The following is a 16,744-nucleotide window of genomic DNA, read 5'->3' as shown; positions in this document are numbered from 1 at the left end:
AATCCGGCCCCGCGACCGCCACGGTCGCGGGGCCACGCATTTCCAAGGAGAAACACATGGACACGATCACCCGCCGGACCCGCACCGAACTGCAGGCCGCGGCCACCGAGGTCCGCAACGCGGGCGGCACCACCACGCACATACTCGCGACGATCGCCCGCATGCTGACGCCGGCCGCCGCGCCGCTGGAGTACGAGAACAACCTGGCCAGCGTCCGGGACACGGCGTCGTTCCACTTCGAGGCCCTGTCCAGCGCGTACATCCGGAACAAGGGCGTCACGCCGTACCTGGCCGACACCTCGTTGGACAACCTCGCGGGCGGCGACCAGATGACGGTCATTGAACGCGTCATCAACGAGTTCGGCGAGCTGGACGAGGACGCGGAGATGCCCGCGCCGCCGATCGCGCTCGCCGACAACCTGCTCCACTGCCTGCGCAAGGCGGCCGCGCTCAGGGTCGAGTACGGGCCGCACTACGGAACCACCTACACCGCGATCCGTGAGGCGCTGGTGACGCTCCTCGGCACCCAGTCCGTGGGCTACTCGCTGGCGGTCGAGTCCATCGACCGCGCGCTTACGACCGGACAGGGCATTGCCGAGGCCATCGCGTACATGGACGGCCAGTTGTGACCCCGCCGACGAGAGACACCAGCACGCGCGGCATCGCCGAGCACTTGCTGGAGACGCTGCGCCTGCTCAACCTCGCCGACAACCAGCGGTTGGCCGTCCAGGCCGGTGGCGCCTATGGCGACGTCCGCGAAGCCCTGACCAAGGTCTTGGTCGAGGAGGGGTGGGGTCGTCAGATGGCCAACGAGGCGATCTACGTGGCGATGTCCAGCGACACCTCTCTGTTCGACGCGATGCTCGCCAGCCGAACCGGCTAAAAGCGGAACTGCAATCAACGAGCTGGGGTCGCCTGAGCGGCCCCAGCTCGACCGAAAGGAACGAATCATGCATGTTGCCGTCGACCAGGCCCCGGCCGGCGTCGCAGAGATCACCGACGAGAGCGCCCAGCAGATCGCCGACGCGATCAGCGCCCACTTCCGGGCAGACCCCGACTACGCCCCGCAGGTCATGCACGCCGACTGGGACGGCGGCAGCGGCCGCGTCATCGTCTGGGGGCACGGCCTATCCGACTGGGCGTACTTGGCGAGCGGCGGCGGGGTGTCGGAGGACGGGGACCCGACCGTGTACGAGCCGGTGCCGCTGCCTCCGGGCGTCTGGGTCGAGCCTGTGAGCCCGAACGCCCTGCGTGTCCTGCCCGAGGGCTGAAGCGCCGATGGCCGGGCCCGCCACAGGCCCGGCCATCACCAACACCACAAGTCTGGCCCTCGTCGCCGACGAGGCCCCAGTGCATCTCAGGGTAACGCCTGCCGGGCGGTCTCGACTCGCCCGCTATCCGAAGAAGGGTGAAATGCATGGATCGCCGGTTTTGTGACGATATGGAGCCAGGGGAGAGCATCGAGGACGTCTTCCCCATCAAGATCGGCGACGAGTGCGGAGACTGCGGTGCGCGTTGGGACGCGCCGCCGGAGGAGCACAGCTATTCCTGCATGGCGGGTTGGCGTTAGCTCGGTCGTCCTGCGGGCCGCTGGCCCGAGGTGTGGGGTGGCTCGCAGCTCGCACATGCTCGTTATCTAATCGTTATATTGCGTGATCGCGCTGGTACCCTGCATATCCGTACCGGTGCGCTCAAGGTGCTAATGTGGTTGAGAAGCACCACAAAAGACCAGTACAGCGCGCCGAAAGCGGCAGCGCAACCAAACAACTCGGCAACGACCCCGCGACCGCCACGGTCGCGGGGTCGTCTGCGTTCCAGAAGGGCCGACACCATGAGCACCACCGCCACGAAGACCGACGCGCCCGCGACCGACCGGCAGCGGGCATTGTTCGACCGCCTCGTCGAGGAGCGGGTCCACCCGTACACCCCCGAAGTCATCGCCCTGCTCAGGAAGGCGTCCGGCCCGAACATGTCGAAAGCGATCAGCGCCCTGCTCGGCGCGCCCCGTAAGCCGAAGCCCGTCGAGACCGTGACCATCGAGCCCGGCGTCTACAAGAAGAACGGCGACATCTACGAGATCAAGAAGTCCCGCACCGGCGTGCTACGCGTCAAGCGGATCCGCGTCGTCGGCAGCAAGGTTCAGCGATACGCCTCGTTCTACCGGGCCGGCCAGTTCACCCCGGACGACAAGGTCACCCTCGACGACGCCACCGGATTCGGCCACCAGTACGGCATTTGCTGCTGCTGCTTCCGGCTGCTCACCGACGCCCAGTCCGTCCACGACGGCATCGGGCCGGTGTGCAAGAAGAGGTACTTCCCCGCCCAGTAGCGACACAACACAGGTAGAGCCGCTAAAAGCGTAACCGCAATCGAAACGTCGGCCCCGCAACGGCGGGGCCGACACCCCTCAGGAGGAACGTTGACGCAAGAGATCGAAACCACCCGCATGTTCGGCAACTGCCCGGTCAAGGGCTGCAAGCAGCGTTTCGTGACCGACACCCCCGCCTTCCGGCACTACGACCGAGACCGCGCGCAGCGGGTCGTCGGCAGCTACCTCAAGCCGGTCACCAAGCACTCCGGCATGGCGGACCCCGGCTGGTGGTCCTTCTTCGACGTCTACGACCACCTGTACACCGACCCCCGCCACTGGACCGGGCAGGTCGCCGACGACCGGCCCCGCTGCCCCGACCACAACGTGCTGTTCCGCTGGCGGCAGCTCGACACCAGCAAGGGCGCCAACCCCGACAAGCGGTGCGACGGCCGCTGCCGATCCGCCCGCGGCCCCGTCTGCGATTGCCCCTGCCTGGGCGAGCAGCACGGCGCGGACAACGTCATCAAGATCTGAAAGGACCAGCCTCATGCTGCAGCCGAACCGAACCGCTCTCCAGATCATCAACCGGCTTCGGGCGGACGGGTTCACCGTCACCATCCCGGACACGCCGTACCGGCGCATCTACCAGCTCCGGCTCAGCCGCGGTTGGTACTTCGGGACGCTCGACGTCTCCGCCGACAAGGGGCGCGCCCTGCGGATCTCCATGACGTGGCAGCCGAACAGGACCAACCGAAAGGGCAGCGGCGCCTCCCGGATCATCGGCCTGCTCAACACCCTGCCTCAGCACGGCTGGAACAACTGAAAGGACCTCCCATGCAGCAGATGTACGTGCCGGGCATCGCCCGCGTCTTCTTCGACAGCATCCAGAACGGCCGCATCCACCAGGCCGACTACGTCGCCGTGCTCAACGGCTCCTGGGCGTTGGCCGTCGCGGTGTGCGACGGCGCGGGCGACGACCCCGACGCGGCCGACGCCTCGCAGATCAGCGCGCAGATCGCCGCCGCCGTCGCAGGCTCCACCAACAGCAGCTTGGAGGGGCTGCACGCGGCCCGCACCTACCTGCAGCGGCGCAACGAGGAGGCCCCGCCCGGCCAGGAAGGCATCACCACTGCGGTCGTCGCCGCGATCACCCCCGGCGGTCTCGACCTCGCCTGGGTCGGCGACTCGCCCGCCTGGGCGGTGATGCGGAACGGCACGGTCGTCCCCCTGACCACACCGTCCTGCCACCCCTGCGGCACCCCCTGCAACGTCGAGGAGAGACACGAAGGGACGACCTGGCCGCACCGGCGGCCCTTCACCCTCACCGACGACTACGCCCGCATCGTCCTCGCCTCGGACGGCCTGACCGCGCACCTGCCGCTCAGCGGGCGGGCCGACCACGTGAACGCGATGGTCGACGACCTCGCGCGCTTGGCCGCGCTCGACCTCGACGGCGAGTACGTCGCAGCGTCGCTGCTCAACCTGGCCCGCAGCGGCCGAGGCCGCGACAACACCACCGTCGCCGTCATCGACCTGAGCGACAGCTAGGAGGCGCCGTGACCAGCACCGTGACCGGGCTACTGCTCACCACCGACCTGGGCTGGGGTGACCGGGTGCCGCTGCTGACGGCCGACGACGGCGGCCGCCTCGACCACCCTTACCTGTCGGGCGTGCTCACCCTCGGCGATGGCGACACCGACACCGAGATCACCCAAGTCGAGGTGTACCCGCACCTGCGCCTCATCGTCGGCCAGCTCGCCCACCCCGGCGACCGGCCGCGCAACCGCATCGCCGGGCTGCTGCTCGACCGGTACTTCGGGCCCGCCTCCAACCGGTGGTGGCTCGACCTGCGCGGCGGCGTCGTCATCACCGGCCTATGCCACTGCGGCGCCCCCACAGACCTGCCCGACCCCATCTACGACACGGCCCGAGCCGTGTCCGACTCGATCCCGAGAGGAAACGCATGAGCAAGAGAGCCAGACCCGCCGTCAACCCGATCACCAGCCACAGCGTGATCAGCATGAAGGCGCGGGCGTGCGGGTGGGCGATCACGACCGCCCCGACCGGCGGCAGCTCCACCGAGCTGGTCCTGATCCGCGACGACTGGAAGATCGTCGTCGCCTTCCAGGGATCCACCGCGCTGGCAGCCGCCCTCCAGTACCCGGGCCAGACCGCGCCCGCGGGCATGCTGCCCCTCGCCATGGTGTCTGTCTACCTGCGGGGCAACCGGGAGCAGATGGCGGCGTTCCGGTGGGGACAGCGGGTCATCGTCGGCGATCGGGCCGGGGTGGTGGAGGACATCGTGCCGGACGGGGAGGTGAAGGTCCGGCTCGTCGTCCGCTACGACGACGGCAGCGTGGGATCGCCGTTCACCACGTTTGTCCACGCTGAGGACGAGGTGGCGGTGTGAAGCCGATCCGCCGGACGGTGGCGCTGCTCAACCACGTCATTTACCGGGACCCGGACGGGGAACACGCGTACGTGCTCGGCCCCGGCCCGCACGGCAAGGTCTTCCACGTCCCCGGCTGCCCGAAGGTCAAGGGCATCGAGGGCACGGAGAGGGTGATCGGCACCTATCATCACCTGTTCACCGCCACCTGCATGCCGTGCAACCACTGCATGCCGCACGGCTCGCACAAGGTGACCCTGCCGGACGGCACCCACCGATACCGGCCGATGGGCCCCATCGCGGCCGGCCACCACGGCGACCGCATCGAGGAGCACGGCGAGTACGCCCTGTGCGACCAGACCCGCGGCAAGTGGCGGGTCCGCGAGTGGGCCGGGGACGGGCCGGCCGCGCTCGCCCGCGCCGCCAAGCTGGGCGTGACGGTGATCCTCGGACCGCCCGACGCCCGGTACGGCCTCCCGATCGGGCCGGAGACGCAGCGGTGACCCAGCACGCTGCGCCCGTCCATGTCGAGGACGTCGTCGAGGGCCGGGACGGTTCGTACGTTGTGCTGCGCGTCCGAGAGGGCGGCCGCCTCATCAAGGCTCGCCACACCGCGACCGGCACCATCTGGCACCTGGAGGTGAGAGATGGAGCCTGGGCCCGGATCTGAGCTGGCGATCCCGGTATTCATGGCGCCGGACGCGATCGCGCTCGAAGGCGTCGTCCTCGGCCCGGACGAGCCTCACGCGCTGGTGCGTGACGGCGTGCTGGTCTGCCCGCACCCCGACTGCGGGGCGGTTGACCAGATCGTCGAGCTGGACGTCGCCACCCGCAGCAACGAACTGGAGATCGTCGGTCCCGGCGCAATCGCTGCGTACTGCGGCGACAGCACGTTCGAGGGCGACGGCTTCGAGTGCGACGTGTGCAGCCGCCGCGTCAGCCTCCCAGACGACTTCGAGATCGTCTCCTGGGACTAACCCCCACACACTGGCCCCGCCAAACGGCGGGGTCAGCCTGCTAACAGCGGAACCGCAATCAGAGACCTGAACAGGGAGAATATTCATGGCGACCACCAAACAACGCGGCAAGCGTCGCCGCGTCACGCAGGCGCAGAAGGACCGCAGCGCCGCCAACCGCACCGCCGCCCGGGAGGTGCTGCACGCCTACGCCGTGCTGTGCCTGTCCGACCCGGCCGAGCTGGAGCAGTTCCGCTCGATCGCGGCAAGCCTCGGCTGGAAGTACGACCCCGCCAGCGACGACCCGGGGTACTCGCTGCAGAACGTGGCGCTGCTCGCCGCGCAGCGTCGCCCGCTCACCTGGTGCGGCGGCTTCGACTACTGGCTGAGCGTCGGCCGGTGCGTGGTCGCGGGGGAGACGTCGCTCGGGACCTGGCGGCACATCGGCGGGAAGAAGACCGACGAGGAACGCGCCAAGGAGAAGGAACTGGCCGAGGAAGGCTGGCAGTCCACCGGGCGCAGGCCCCGCTACTACGTGAAGCGCGGCACGTTCGACGTCGCCCAGACGCGGCCGGCTGCGGCCTGCCCGCACTGCGGCACCACCCCGACCGGTGAGGACGACCGCACCACGCAATGCCCGCCGACGTGCGCGGTGTTCGCGCTCCGGCCGGGCTCCAAGCCGCCCCGAGACCTCGTCATCGAGGTGATGCAGGCCCAGCTCCTCGACGGCGACGAGGCCGAGGGCGGCGACTAATGAACCTCGACCCGAAGACGAGGACGGGCCGCCGCCAGCTCGCCCGCAACGCCCGCGCGTACGGCTACTACGACATCCCGGCCAGCCCCGGCCAGGGGCGGCAGTTCCAGGTCGACTGCCCGCTGTGCCGCCAGCGGGTCAGCGCCGCGTGGGAGAGCGGCACGACCCGCATCGCGCTGCTCGACGCCGCGATGGACGACCACCTGCTCCACGACTGCGAGCACGGCCCCCAGCAGTAGTCACCACCCCCGCGCAGGGCGGCGGGTGGCCGTCCTGCGCTTCGCATGAAGCGAGGAACTTTGATCACGATCAAGCACAACCACGAGGACGGCACGCTCGTCTACGGCACCCGCAAGGGCGACGGCGTGTACGACCTCATCCGCAAGTGGGAGAACGGCAACTTCAAGTTCTTCCCCTCCATCCGCATGATCGGGCTCCGCAACAGCCGGGACAGGGTCGCCGACCGCTGGGCTATCAACGCCGCGGCGAAGGCCCTGCGCGAGGCGGGGTTCGAGGTCGAAGTCGAGATCGACGACGAGCACCGCGACCGCGCCCAGGTCCTGGAAGACAGAGCCGACCGGCTCGACGACCGACGCGACGCGCTGGAGCGAAAGGCCGAGCGGCACGCCGGCGAGGCAGCGGCCGCGCACGACCGAGCGCATCAGATCAGCGAGCGGTTCGCGGCTGGCCAGCCGATCCTCGTCGGCCATCACTCCGAGCGGGGCGCACGGCGCGACCGGAAGCGCATGGACGCCGCGATGCGCAAGAGCATCGACGAGGACAAGGCGGCGCAGAGCGCTGCCGACCGTGCGAATGCGGTCGGCCGCCAGATGGCCCGCTCGGCGACTCCGGCCGTGACCAGGCGCCGGATCGAGAGGGCCGAAGCCGAGCTACGCCAGATCCAAAAGAACCTGGACGGTTACGAGCGCAGGCACCTCGACTACGCAGGTAACCCGCGCTACATCGAGGACCACGCGCCCGCCCAGGGTGACTACCGGGAGATGCAACTCGCCCGTAAAGCGCAGCTTGAGAACCAGCTCGAATACGACCGGGCGCAGCTCGCTGCCGCGATCGAGGCGGGCGAGTACGTCATGTGGGACAAGCACAACGTGCACGTCGGCGATGTCGTGCACTACTGGGGGATTCGGGCGCGCACCGTGGTGAAGGTCAACACGGTCACGGTCGCCGTCGAGTCCGGCTATTCCTGGCCCGACAAGGTGAAGTTCACCGACATCCGCCGCGTTGACTGCCCGCACGGCGAGAACGGGCCCGCAGTCACTACGACCAGCCGGCCTGCGAAGAAGGCCCCGGCCAGGCCGAAGGTCGAGGTGGCGAAGCTCGACACGGAGCGGCTGCAGGCGGCCGCGCAGACCGTCAGCAACATGCAGGTGGGTGCCGGGCGGGAAGCGTTCGTCAGTCCGTCGACCGTGGTGGACAGGCTGTTGGGGCTGGCCGAGATTGAGCCCGGCATGACCGTGCTCGAACCCTCCGCGGGCACCGGCAACATCGCTCTGGCGGCTGTTGTGCTCGGCGCGGTCGTGGACTGCGTGGAGATCGACAATGGCCTGGCGAACGTCCTCGTTGAGCGCGTTCCCGGCGTGAACTGCGTCCGCCGCCAGGACTTCCTCGACCTGGAGCAGGTGGAGCAGGTGGAGCAGGAGAGCTACGACCGGATCGTGATGAACCCGCCGTTCTCCGGCGGCAAGGACATCCTCCACGTCCGCCACGCGCTGCGCTTCCTCAATCCCGGCGGCCGCCTCGTCGCGGTGATGGCCGCCGGGGTGCTGCACCACCAGTCCAAGGCAGCCGAGCAGTTCCGCGCCCTGGTGGAGGAGCGCGACGGCTGGTTCGAGGAACTGCCCGAGAACTCGTTCGCCCCAGCGACCGGCGTCAGCACAGTCGTCGTGGTCATCCCCGCCGAGCAGTAGCCGCCGACCGTACATGGCCCCCTCCTCAGGTGGGGGCCATGATTATCCGGCGATCTGAGGCGCCGCCGGTGGCTGCTCGATCGTGACGTTGGTACTCCCTCTTTGTCCAGAGTTAAGGACTGCCGCCGCTGCCTGCGCATTCTTGAGGAGGATTGGATTATCTCGCAACGTGGCTTGCTCTAGGGGTGTGAGCTCCCGTACCACCAGCGTCTCAGGCTCCTTGATTAGGATCAGCGAGCCGATCTGTACGACTGCGGCGGGTGTGTCGTTCAGCTTCTCGATGAGCTCAGCGACCGCACCTATGTTGGTCGCGTTCACCTGGGCCTGTCTCTTCTCGACCTGCTCCAGTTCCACTGCGCGGACGGCGCCCTCGATAGTTGCGCGGATCCTCTCCTCGGTGAATTCGGCCCTTCCACGAGCGAGCATGCGCTTGAACCAGGATCCGAGAATCGGGGGGCTGTCCGCGACGATATCGAGGCCAAGCTGCTCTGCGGCCGCTCGAACCGCATCCTCGATCACTTCCGCGTCCGCTGCATCCTCTAGAAAGACACTGATCAGCACCAATCCTGGGAATGTCTCCAGTAGGTTCTCGTTACTCCGGACAGTGATGATGTTGACCGTGCCACCATCATGCGCTCGGATGTGCACCTGCTGATCGCTTACTACTTGGTAGTTGGCCTGCTCACCAGCTGCGTGGTTGCCAAGGCCGACGTTCGAGACATTTCGGCCAGACGGTTCGTCTTTGGACATTCGACCTCCGTGGATGTAGTGAGGGATGCCCTAGATTCTCTCCCGTCGCCGGGTGGACGCGTCTGAAATCAGCAGATCCGGCTGAAGATCGTCATTAGAGAGATCCAGCGCGTGACGAACCGCTGTTGTGTCGATCGGGCCTCACATCTGATCGCTCGCCAGGTCGATGTAGACAGCCGCCACCACCGCATATGGCTGCGCGCCCGGAACCCGTACTACACGTGGCCCGAGCACACCCTGACCGCCGCGCCCGCCTTGGCGAACGACAAGGCCTATCTCTCCTCCGAGAAGGCATGGCTGGCCGTGCTCCGTTGGGCCACCCAGCTCTCGCTTTCGTTCTACCCCCTCGCTTGTTGCGAAAGGTAACACCACAGATGAATTGCCACTCTGCAGTACCCCCTGCCCAAAATCACTCCGCGCAGGCGCTCGTCCATGTGTATCGGCACGTGCGTGCCGTCTGCGAGGAGTCGTCCTGCAGGGAGTCCGGGTGCTGAACCGGCTCTTCCCCGACGACATCGACGTGGTCGAAATGTTCGCGGGCGGTGGCGGATCCGGAACCGGGATCGCTGCCGTCCCCGGCACCAAAATCAAGTTCGCAGCCAACCACGCCAAGCCCGCGAAGTGGACGTACGTCAAGAACCATCCCAACGTGAACTTCTGGCTCGGCGACGTCCAGGCCGCTGACGCCATCGACAAGTTCCCCTACGCCAGCTTCTTCTGGGCCTCGCCGGCGTGCTTCGTCGCGGGCACGCTCATCCTCACCCGTCGCGGCCTCGTCCCCATCGAGGAGGTTCGCGAAGGCGACGAGGTGTTCACCCACCAGCGCCGCTGGCGTCTGGTTACCGGCACCATGCGTAAGCTCGCTCCCACCGTCATCGTGTCCGGCAAGGGATTCCATCAGGGCATCGAAACCACCGCCGAGCACCCCTTCTACACCCGAAAGCGCAGCCGCGTATGGGACAACGACGCTCGCACGTACCGGCACTCCGTCGCTGACGAGTCCGAATGGACCGAAGCGAAGGACCTCGGGCCAGGCACCTGGTGGGCGACCCCGACCGACTTCGGCGAACCTCTGCCGGTGCCGGAGGTCGGCGGGCGCGGCATGGAGTTCACGCCGGAGTTCTGGTGGATGGTCGGCCGGTGGGTCGGCGACGGCTGGCTGCGAGCTAAGCGATCAACCAAGCTCGACCCCAGCCTGCGCCGACGCTCCCAGCCGGCTGGATCGTCGTGCGTCATATGCGGCGGCAAGACAAGGCAGCACGGCAAGAGCACCACGGGCCGTGTTCGGCTGTTCTGCTCGGACCGCTGCAGGCGGGCCAGCGTCCGCCGCAACCCTGATCACGGGCGGTACGACCTGGCCATCACCTGCGGCTACCACGAGGTGGAGGACCTAGCCCAGAAGCTCGACGCCCTCCACGAGTTGACCTGGAACCGAGGCCGGACCAAGACCGCCGCCCGATTCGTCGCGTCACACCGGGGCCTGGTCGAGTGGATGGCCGAGCATTTCGGGCAGCACGCCCACGGCAAGACCATCCCCGCCTGGGCGATGACCATGCCACGAGCGTGGCGTGAGGCGCTGCTCGACGGCTACCTGTCGGCGGACGGTTGCATTGACGCGAAGTACACCAGGGCGTCCACCGTGTCCAAGAAGCTGGCCATCGGTATCCGGATGCTGGCCAACTCGCTCGGGCACGTCGCCAACCTCGGCTACCAGCCCGCCCGCAATCGGCAACGAATCATCGACGGACGGCCCGTCAACGAGCGGCCGACCTGGACCGTGTCCTGGATCACAGCCGGCCCGCAGCGCTCCCAGTACGCCGAAGCCGAAGGCCACCGCTGGTCGAACACCCACCACCCGGCCAGCACCAGACGTCTGGAGCTGGTCTACAACATCCACGTCGCCGACGACGAGTCGTACGTCGCGGACGGCATCACCGTCCACAACTGCCCCGCGTTCTCCACGGCCTCGGGCGAGACGCGGTACTTCGACAAGGAAAACCAGATGGCCCTGTGGGCCGACGACCTGGACGACCTGACCGAGCACCAGAAGACCCGCATCCGGTCGCGGGCGCTGATGGAGGAGGTCGTCACCTACCTGCGTCACTGCCAGGAGAAGCACGGCAAGCCGGTGCTCGGGTTCGGCGTCGAGAACGTTGTGCAGGCCCGTCTGTGGGCGCACTGGGACCGATGGATCCGGGAGCTGCGGAAGCTCGGCTACATCATCCAGATCCACGCCGTCAACGCCGCGCACGTGCAGGGACGGACCACGCTGCCGACGCCGCAGTCCCGCGACCGCATGCTCATCTCCGGCATCCACGAGTCCGTGGGTCGCACGCCGAACTACCGCAAGTGGTTCGACCCACACTGCTTCTGCCCCCGCCACGGCGGATGGGTGCAGGCCGTCCGCGCGTGGAAGAAGCGCGGCGTGGACATGGGCGTCTACGGCATCAAGACCGGCCAATACGTGTGGGTGTGCCCCGAGGTCGCCTGCCAGGGGCAGATCATCGAACCGCCGGTGCTCCCGGCCGCGTACACGATCGACTGGTCCGACCTCGGCACACCGATCGGCTCCCGGAAGAAGACGAAGAAGAAGCCCGAGGGCCTGGCGCCGAAGACGATCGCCCGCATCCGCGCCGGGGTCGAGGAGCACTGGATCAAGCCGTTCACCGTCCCCGCGGGCGGCACCTGGAACGACGGGCCCAGGGGAGTGGACGAGCCGATCCTCGCGCTCACCACCCGCGAAGCGAACGCCCTCGTCGTGCCTTGCGAAGGCCGCGACGGGAAGACGGCGCGGCCGGTCAGCATGCCGAAGCGGACCAGCACCACCCGGAACGAGGACGGCATCGCCTTCCCGCCGGAGGCGCAATCAGGAGCGTTCCCCTCGTTCCTGTCGCTGATGAGGTCGGGTCGGCCGCGTAACACCGACCCGACCACGGACCCGCTGGCGACCCTCGTCTCGGACGGCTCCAACCACGGGCTCGCTACTGACCCGGCCGTCAAGGACGGCATGTTGCCGCTGGTGTTCCCGTTCCGGGGCGGTGGCGACGAGTTCAAATCAAGGCCCGCGTTCGATGACCCCGCCCACGCGGTCACGGCCGGCGGCTTCCACCACGGGCTCGGCGTCCCTCCCGGCTGGCTCCCGCCGCCAGCGCTGCTCATGCGGAACAACGGCAGCAGGGGCGACGGGCGCGAGCACGTCACCCCGGCGAGCGAGCACATGCGCACCGTCACCACGGCAGGGCACCAGTCGCTCCTCACCGCGCCGCCCGGCCTGCCCCTGCCTGAGACGCTGCTCATGGCGTACTACGGCAACGGGCGCACGCAGAGCGTGCACGAGCCGCTGGGGACGATCCCGACCCGAGACCGGTGGGCGCTGCTCACCCCGGACGGGCAGATCGACGTGTCGTCCATCCTGTTCAGGATGCTTCGGATCCCGGAGTTGCAGCGGGCACAGTCGTTCCCGGACCGGTACGTGTTCGTCGCCGACACCGCCCGCGACAAGGTCAAGTTGATCGGCAACGCGGTACCGCCGCCCATGGCCGAGATCCTGACCTGCGCCCTCATCGAGGCGTTCCTAGGTATCGAGCTCTCCAGGTTCGACTACGACCTCGTAGCTTGACCCGTCGATAGCGGAACCACAATTGGCCTTGCGCGCTCAGCGGGCAGGGCCTCGCTTCAAACCGAAGGAGACCGACATGGCCACCCGCCACGTCGTCCAGATGACCGCGACCTCGATCCCTCCGTCCCAGTCTGACGGCGCTTATCCCGCCTGCTGCCTCTTCTTAAGGGGCGGCGCGCCCCGACGAACTAGAAAGGAGCAGCGCACTGGACCCCGTAGCCTTCGGCGCCCTCCGCAGTGTCAACCAATGGCAGGTCTCGACGGTGTAGGGGGCATCAAGGTTCAACCGCAAAGCCACTCACGCACCACAAGCCTCTGACGGATAGCGGGTGAGAGGCGGGATTTCCGCAATACGGAGTTGCAATCACAAGCTTCCGCTGGTGCCTCGCTCCGGGTACAATAAGCCGGTCTAGTCGCAAGTGACGCGCCTGCACGATGTCAGGAAGTAGCAGCGTTGATTTCCCGAACGAGGATCCGCAGCATTGGTGTCATCGGTATTTTGATGTCGTACGTCCTCTTTGCGGGCTGTAGCTCAGGTTCCGCAAGTGACGGCAAAGAGGCGACTAAGCCTCTCGTGCGCTACATCGGAACCGATCCTAGGATTCTAATCCATGAATTTCCTACTGCCATGGAGGCTTCGGTTTCCGGTGTCCTCATGTACGTAGCCAAGGGGAGATGTCTCGCAATGGCGGACCGGCCGGCGAAAGGTCGACACGCGGCAATTGTGTGGCCCAAAGGTGTGGAGCCCCTGGTGGCTCGTGGGAAGCGAGGTGTCCGTCTAAAGAACGGTTCGCTTCTTCTCGAAGGAGACCACTTCGCAGTGTCTGGCGGGGCGGTGTCGGCCAGAGCTGAGGAGTTCCGGAGTGTCGACATTCCTGCGCCATGCTTGCAAGGTGCTGATTCACTGCTCGTTTTGAACGACGATTTCGTGCTCGATTAGGGGCTTCAGCGCCGTTCCTTTGGCTGGAGCGGCGCCGAAGTTTACTCTCTAACGGGTCCACACGGTCCAGTTGGCGCCCCATGGACTGTAAACGGTCGCTACCGAAGTGAACGAAGAAAGTCCGCCGACTTTGCCCATGTGAATCCCGTACGCTATTCTATTGTAGAACCACGGACCTCCGCTGTCGCCGCCAGTCGAGATGTCGTGCTCCGTAACCCACACTCCATCGCTGCCAGAGTAATGAGCGACGTAGCTACATGTATGACCGGTTTCACGGCCGTATTTGCAAACGGGGTCCCCGATGCCTGGATAACTCCAGCCGTCAGCGTATCGCGGGTCGTTGAGGTCGGCATAGAATGTGCGAGTAAGGGTCTTGCCTCCCTGGTTGTAGCTCGCGACATCATATGTGGGTGACCGGAACATCCGTGAAATGGTGGTATGATCGCCGCCCTGTGTGGGGTGATTGTTGTACCAGAGGTACTCTGCGTCCGCACAATGCTCTGCAGTGCTTGACCTGCGGGTCGTCCCATTGGTGATGTTGAAGCCAGACGTGCAGTGGTGTGTGCCCAGGGTTTGTTCCAGCCAGCCACCGCCCCGAATGTACTGATCCTCCAGGACGCGTCCTGTGAGGGTGTCGTCACTGATGACGCCCACGCGGATTGTGGCGAGTGCCACAGCATCCCGAGTCCGTGCTTGCAGGGATTCGATGGAGACTGTTGAGCGAACTGCCGCCTTCGCCTTGAACTTAAGCGTGATTTCGCCGGTCACGGGGTTCGCGTCCGAAACTTCGGCTATTTCGACCTCGGGTTGTGCTGTCACGGTCTCTTTTGCCCGTGTTACCGCGTCATGGAATTCTTGTTCGGTGTAACCTTTATTGTCCGACAGTTCCACCCGTACTGGCAGGGACTTGGCCAACTCGGCCACATTGGACGGAATGGAACCCTTGAACCCCACTGCTGCGCCACGTCCATTGTCGACAATGGCGAGGGCGGCGACTTCCCCGGGGAATCGATTTCGGAGATTCTTTGAAAAATCGCGGAAAGTCTCCGACCATCCCCATCGGTCGATGGATTCTTCCAGGCTCATGCCCATCGTCTTGGCGAGGCCCTTCAGATCGTCTATCTCGGTTAGGTCCAGATCATCGATGCTCACCTCTGGACGTCCGGGAGGCCCGTCGGGCCAGTTCGGCTTGACGGTGGCAGTGGCGCTCGCCTCTGTCGCGTACTGCTCGATCGCTTCCTCCAGAGAGGATCCTGATTGAGCAGCCTTTACCTTGAGCCGCTCCAGCGTTGGTCTTTCCACCGGCGACCCAGTGATTACGATGGGATCATTGGAAGAAGCGTGGGCCGATGCGGGGACTGCGGTCAGCCCAATCGCTAACGTAATTGCTGCCGTTGTTCTGCGTAACACGTGTCTCCTTCGATTGCGGCCTGTGATCACTACTTTAGGTTGAAATACGGAAATATCAAGGGATCAGTTGGCCTCGACTCTGGTCGGCGCATTTTGGATCGGTACGATCGCTGTAGGTAACCGTCTTGAAGGGGTGCACTCCTCGATGCCGCGATTGTCGGCCGTCCCATTGTGTGTCTCCTCTATGACGGAATGATATTTGGGGTGGTCAGGACCACGACGATCAACATGTAAATGTCAACTCGACGTTGTATGGCACCACCTGGCGGGCCGCGAAGGGGCCCCCGGGTCGTAGCTCAACGACTCCCTCGACCCGGTTGGAATTGGCCGCCATCGTCCACGGCGCCTGACCGGCAGCGAGACCATCCTGCGCACATGGTGGGAGGCCGTGTGACAGGTCGTGCCCGAGAATGAGCGTCTGACGCAGCTGGAGTGTCAGACACGCCCGGCGCGGGCTCTACCGTTCTCTAGAACAGGACCGTCGAATCGGGGAGTGGAGTATGAACAAGGCAGAACAGACTGAGGAGTACGCCTGCCGCACGGACGCGCCAGGCAAAGGCGGCCGCAAAGAGAGGCGTTGAGGCGTTGATCACCGTCAGCGCCGTGGTCGGCGGCGGTGAGGTGCGCATCGGCGGACTCGGCGTGTTCGACCGCAGCTACCACAAGGCCACGGCCCGCCGGAACCCGAACACCAACGAGGTGGTCGAGGTGCTCGGCAAGTGGGTCATGCGGTTCAGGGCGGCCACGAAGGTCAAGGCCGCCGTCACAAGTAGCACCAGCTCGTCGGCGGTCCGCTGCGGGGGCGCGGACCGCCGACGTTTCCATTTGCGAAGGACACCGAATGAAGCGATCTGACATGGACGCCGCCCTCGACGAGCTGTACGCCAAGGTGCCGCAGCCCGGGTGCAAGGGGCTGTGCGTCGATAGCTGCGGCCCGGTCGGGATGAACCCGCGCGAGCACCAGCGGATCCGCGAGCGGGGCGTGAAGATCCCGCACCACCGGGACGCGCTGGCCCAGCTCATCGAGACGGGGGACTACTCCTGTCCGGCACTCGCGGATGGGCAGTGCAGCGTGTACGACATCCGGCCGATGTCCTGTCACCTCTGGGGCGCCGTTGAGTCGATGCCGTGCCCGTACGGCTGCCGCCCAGAGGAGGGGCTGCTGTCGGACGCGGAGGGGCACACGCTGCTGGCGCGGTCGCTCGACGTCGGCAAGCCAGACCCGCTCAACGCCGAACAGCTCGGGCGTCTCAAGCAGCGGTTCGACGACCCGAAGTTCCGGCGTACCGTGCGCGAGTACGTGCAGGAGAACCGGCCTGCGGCGAACCCTGAGCAGGCGGTCCAGCACTGGGCAGGCAAGGCCGCTCAGTACGGCATCGGCCTGCCTGCCGCGCCGAAGGCGAAGCGTTCATGTCGTCGACGCGGATGACCCGCTGCCGCCGGCCGGGCGTAGAGCCCTGGATGTGCCGCTACTCGGAGTCGTGCTCCTCCAGGTCCAGCTCGTCCAGGTACGCCTCCATGGCGTCGTTGATGGCGGCCATGCCGCCCATCTCTTCCTGCTTACTGGCGGCGGCGAGCCTTGCCCGGGTGTTGCGTTTGAGCCGGATCGTGGCCATCGGCGCTACGGGACGGTCGCGGGGTGTGCCGGGCCTGTCTCTTATACACTTCTGACGCTGCCGACGATCCC

Annotated in this window: 21 protein-coding genes; 18 read left to right on the top strand and 3 right to left on the bottom strand. The window is 66.5% G+C overall.

All coding sequences use genetic code 11. The annotated features are described in order from the left end of the window. Positions 1-56: 56 nt before the first annotated feature. From HII36_RS05205 to HII36_RS05135, 15 genes are all read left to right on the top strand, one after another. The gene (locus HII36_RS05205; protein WP_173521891.1) at positions 57-629 is read left to right on the top strand and encodes a hypothetical protein; all 573 of its coding nucleotides are present in this window, start codon (positions 57-59) and stop codon (positions 627-629) included. After that, positions 626-883, top strand: coding sequence for a hypothetical protein (locus HII36_RS05200; protein ID WP_173521890.1), 258 nt, complete (start codon positions 626-628; stop codon positions 881-883). Before HII36_RS05205 ends, HII36_RS05200 begins: the two co-directional genes overlap by 4 nt. A gap of 67 nt (positions 884-950) precedes the next feature. Next, positions 951-1,271 (top strand): hypothetical protein, encoded by a 321-nt coding sequence (locus HII36_RS05195; RefSeq protein ID WP_173521889.1) that lies wholly within the window; start codon positions 951-953, stop codon positions 1,269-1,271. 560 nt (positions 1,272-1,831) lie between these two features. Then, positions 1,832-2,329 carry a DUF6011 domain-containing protein gene (locus HII36_RS05190; RefSeq protein ID WP_173521888.1) on the top strand — a complete coding sequence of 166 codons (498 nt, stop codon included), beginning with the start codon at positions 1,832-1,834 and terminating at the stop codon, positions 2,327-2,329. Between the two features lie 90 nt (positions 2,330-2,419). Continuing rightward, complete coding sequence (locus HII36_RS05185) at positions 2,420-2,845, top strand: hypothetical protein (RefSeq protein WP_173521887.1); 426 nt, start codon at positions 2,420-2,422, stop codon at positions 2,843-2,845. A gap of 13 nt (positions 2,846-2,858) precedes the next feature. Then, a complete protein-coding gene (locus HII36_RS05180) occupies positions 2,859-3,134 on the top strand; it encodes a hypothetical protein (protein WP_173521886.1) in 276 nt (91 codons plus the stop codon). An 11-nt stretch (positions 3,135-3,145) separates the two neighbouring features. Beyond that, on the top strand, positions 3,146-3,859 hold the full coding sequence (locus HII36_RS05175) for a protein phosphatase 2C domain-containing protein (protein WP_173521885.1): 714 nt from the start codon (positions 3,146-3,148) through the stop codon (positions 3,857-3,859). A gap of 8 nt (positions 3,860-3,867) precedes the next feature. After that, positions 3,868-4,278: a hypothetical protein gene (locus HII36_RS05170; protein ID WP_173521884.1), complete on the top strand. Its 411-nt coding sequence runs from the start codon at positions 3,868-3,870 to the stop codon at positions 4,276-4,278. Further along, positions 4,275-4,721 (top strand): hypothetical protein, encoded by a 447-nt coding sequence (locus HII36_RS05165; protein ID WP_173521883.1) that lies wholly within the window; start codon positions 4,275-4,277, stop codon positions 4,719-4,721. The genes HII36_RS05170 and HII36_RS05165 overlap by 4 nt, the downstream gene beginning before the upstream one ends. Then, positions 4,718-5,203 carry a hypothetical protein gene (locus tag HII36_RS05160; protein ID WP_173521882.1) on the top strand — a complete coding sequence of 162 codons (486 nt, stop codon included), beginning with the start codon at positions 4,718-4,720 and terminating at the stop codon, positions 5,201-5,203. Before HII36_RS05165 ends, HII36_RS05160 begins: the two co-directional genes overlap by 4 nt. Continuing rightward, entirely contained in the window at positions 5,200-5,370 is a 171-nt protein-coding gene (locus tag HII36_RS05155; protein WP_173521881.1) for a hypothetical protein, read from the top strand. Before HII36_RS05160 ends, HII36_RS05155 begins: the two co-directional genes overlap by 4 nt. 19 nt (positions 5,371-5,389) lie before the next feature. Then, entirely contained in the window at positions 5,390-5,677 is a 288-nt protein-coding gene (locus HII36_RS05150) for a hypothetical protein (protein WP_173521880.1), read from the top strand. A gap of 85 nt (positions 5,678-5,762) precedes the next feature. Then, entirely contained in the window at positions 5,763-6,410 is a 648-nt protein-coding gene (locus HII36_RS05145; RefSeq protein WP_173521879.1) for a hypothetical protein, read from the top strand. Continuing rightward, positions 6,410-6,649, top strand: coding sequence for a hypothetical protein (locus HII36_RS05140; protein WP_173521878.1), 240 nt, complete (start codon positions 6,410-6,412; stop codon positions 6,647-6,649). Before HII36_RS05145 ends, HII36_RS05140 begins: the two co-directional genes overlap by 1 nt. A gap of 126 nt (positions 6,650-6,775) precedes the next feature. Then, entirely contained in the window at positions 6,776-8,338 is a 1,563-nt protein-coding gene (locus tag HII36_RS05135; protein ID WP_173521877.1) for a DUF3560 domain-containing protein, read from the top strand. 42 nt (positions 8,339-8,380) lie between these two features. Here HII36_RS05135 and HII36_RS05130 read toward each other — a convergent pair whose 3' ends face one another. After that, a complete protein-coding gene (locus tag HII36_RS05130) occupies positions 8,381-9,088 on the bottom strand; it encodes a hypothetical protein (protein WP_173521876.1) in 708 nt (235 codons plus the stop codon). A 487-nt stretch (positions 9,089-9,575) separates the two neighbouring features. Between HII36_RS05130 and HII36_RS05125 the strand changes: the two genes are divergently transcribed. Further along, positions 9,576-12,707, top strand: coding sequence for a DNA cytosine methyltransferase (locus HII36_RS05125; protein ID WP_173521875.1), 3,132 nt, complete (start codon positions 9,576-9,578; stop codon positions 12,705-12,707). Positions 12,708-13,695: 988 nt separating this feature from the next. Here the strand turns inward: HII36_RS05125 and HII36_RS05120 are convergent. Beyond that, positions 13,696-15,057 carry a S1 family peptidase gene (locus HII36_RS05120; protein ID WP_173521874.1) on the bottom strand — a complete coding sequence of 454 codons (1,362 nt, stop codon included), beginning with the start codon at positions 15,055-15,057 and terminating at the stop codon, positions 13,696-13,698. A 519-nt stretch (positions 15,058-15,576) separates the two neighbouring features. On the opposite strand from HII36_RS05120, the gene HII36_RS05115 reads away from it, so the two are divergent. After that, positions 15,577-15,912 carry an HU family DNA-binding protein gene (locus tag HII36_RS05115; protein ID WP_173522001.1) on the top strand — a complete coding sequence of 112 codons (336 nt, stop codon included), beginning with the start codon at positions 15,577-15,579 and terminating at the stop codon, positions 15,910-15,912. After that, complete coding sequence (locus tag HII36_RS05110) at positions 15,899-16,486, top strand: hypothetical protein (protein ID WP_173521873.1); 588 nt, start codon at positions 15,899-15,901, stop codon at positions 16,484-16,486. The genes HII36_RS05115 and HII36_RS05110 overlap by 14 nt, the downstream gene beginning before the upstream one ends. Positions 16,487-16,526: 40 nt before the next feature. Here HII36_RS05110 and HII36_RS05105 read toward each other — a convergent pair whose 3' ends face one another. Continuing rightward, positions 16,527-16,673, bottom strand: coding sequence for a hypothetical protein (locus tag HII36_RS05105; RefSeq protein ID WP_173521872.1), 147 nt, complete (start codon positions 16,671-16,673; stop codon positions 16,527-16,529). Between the last annotated feature and the right edge of the window lie 71 nt (positions 16,674-16,744).

This window comes from Nonomuraea antri (assembly GCF_013283785.1).
Taxonomy (GTDB): domain Bacteria; phylum Actinomycetota; class Actinomycetes; order Streptosporangiales; family Streptosporangiaceae; genus Nonomuraea; species Nonomuraea antri.
The sequence above is the reverse complement of the archived record's forward strand: the minus strand, read 5'-3'. Positions and strand labels throughout refer to the sequence as shown.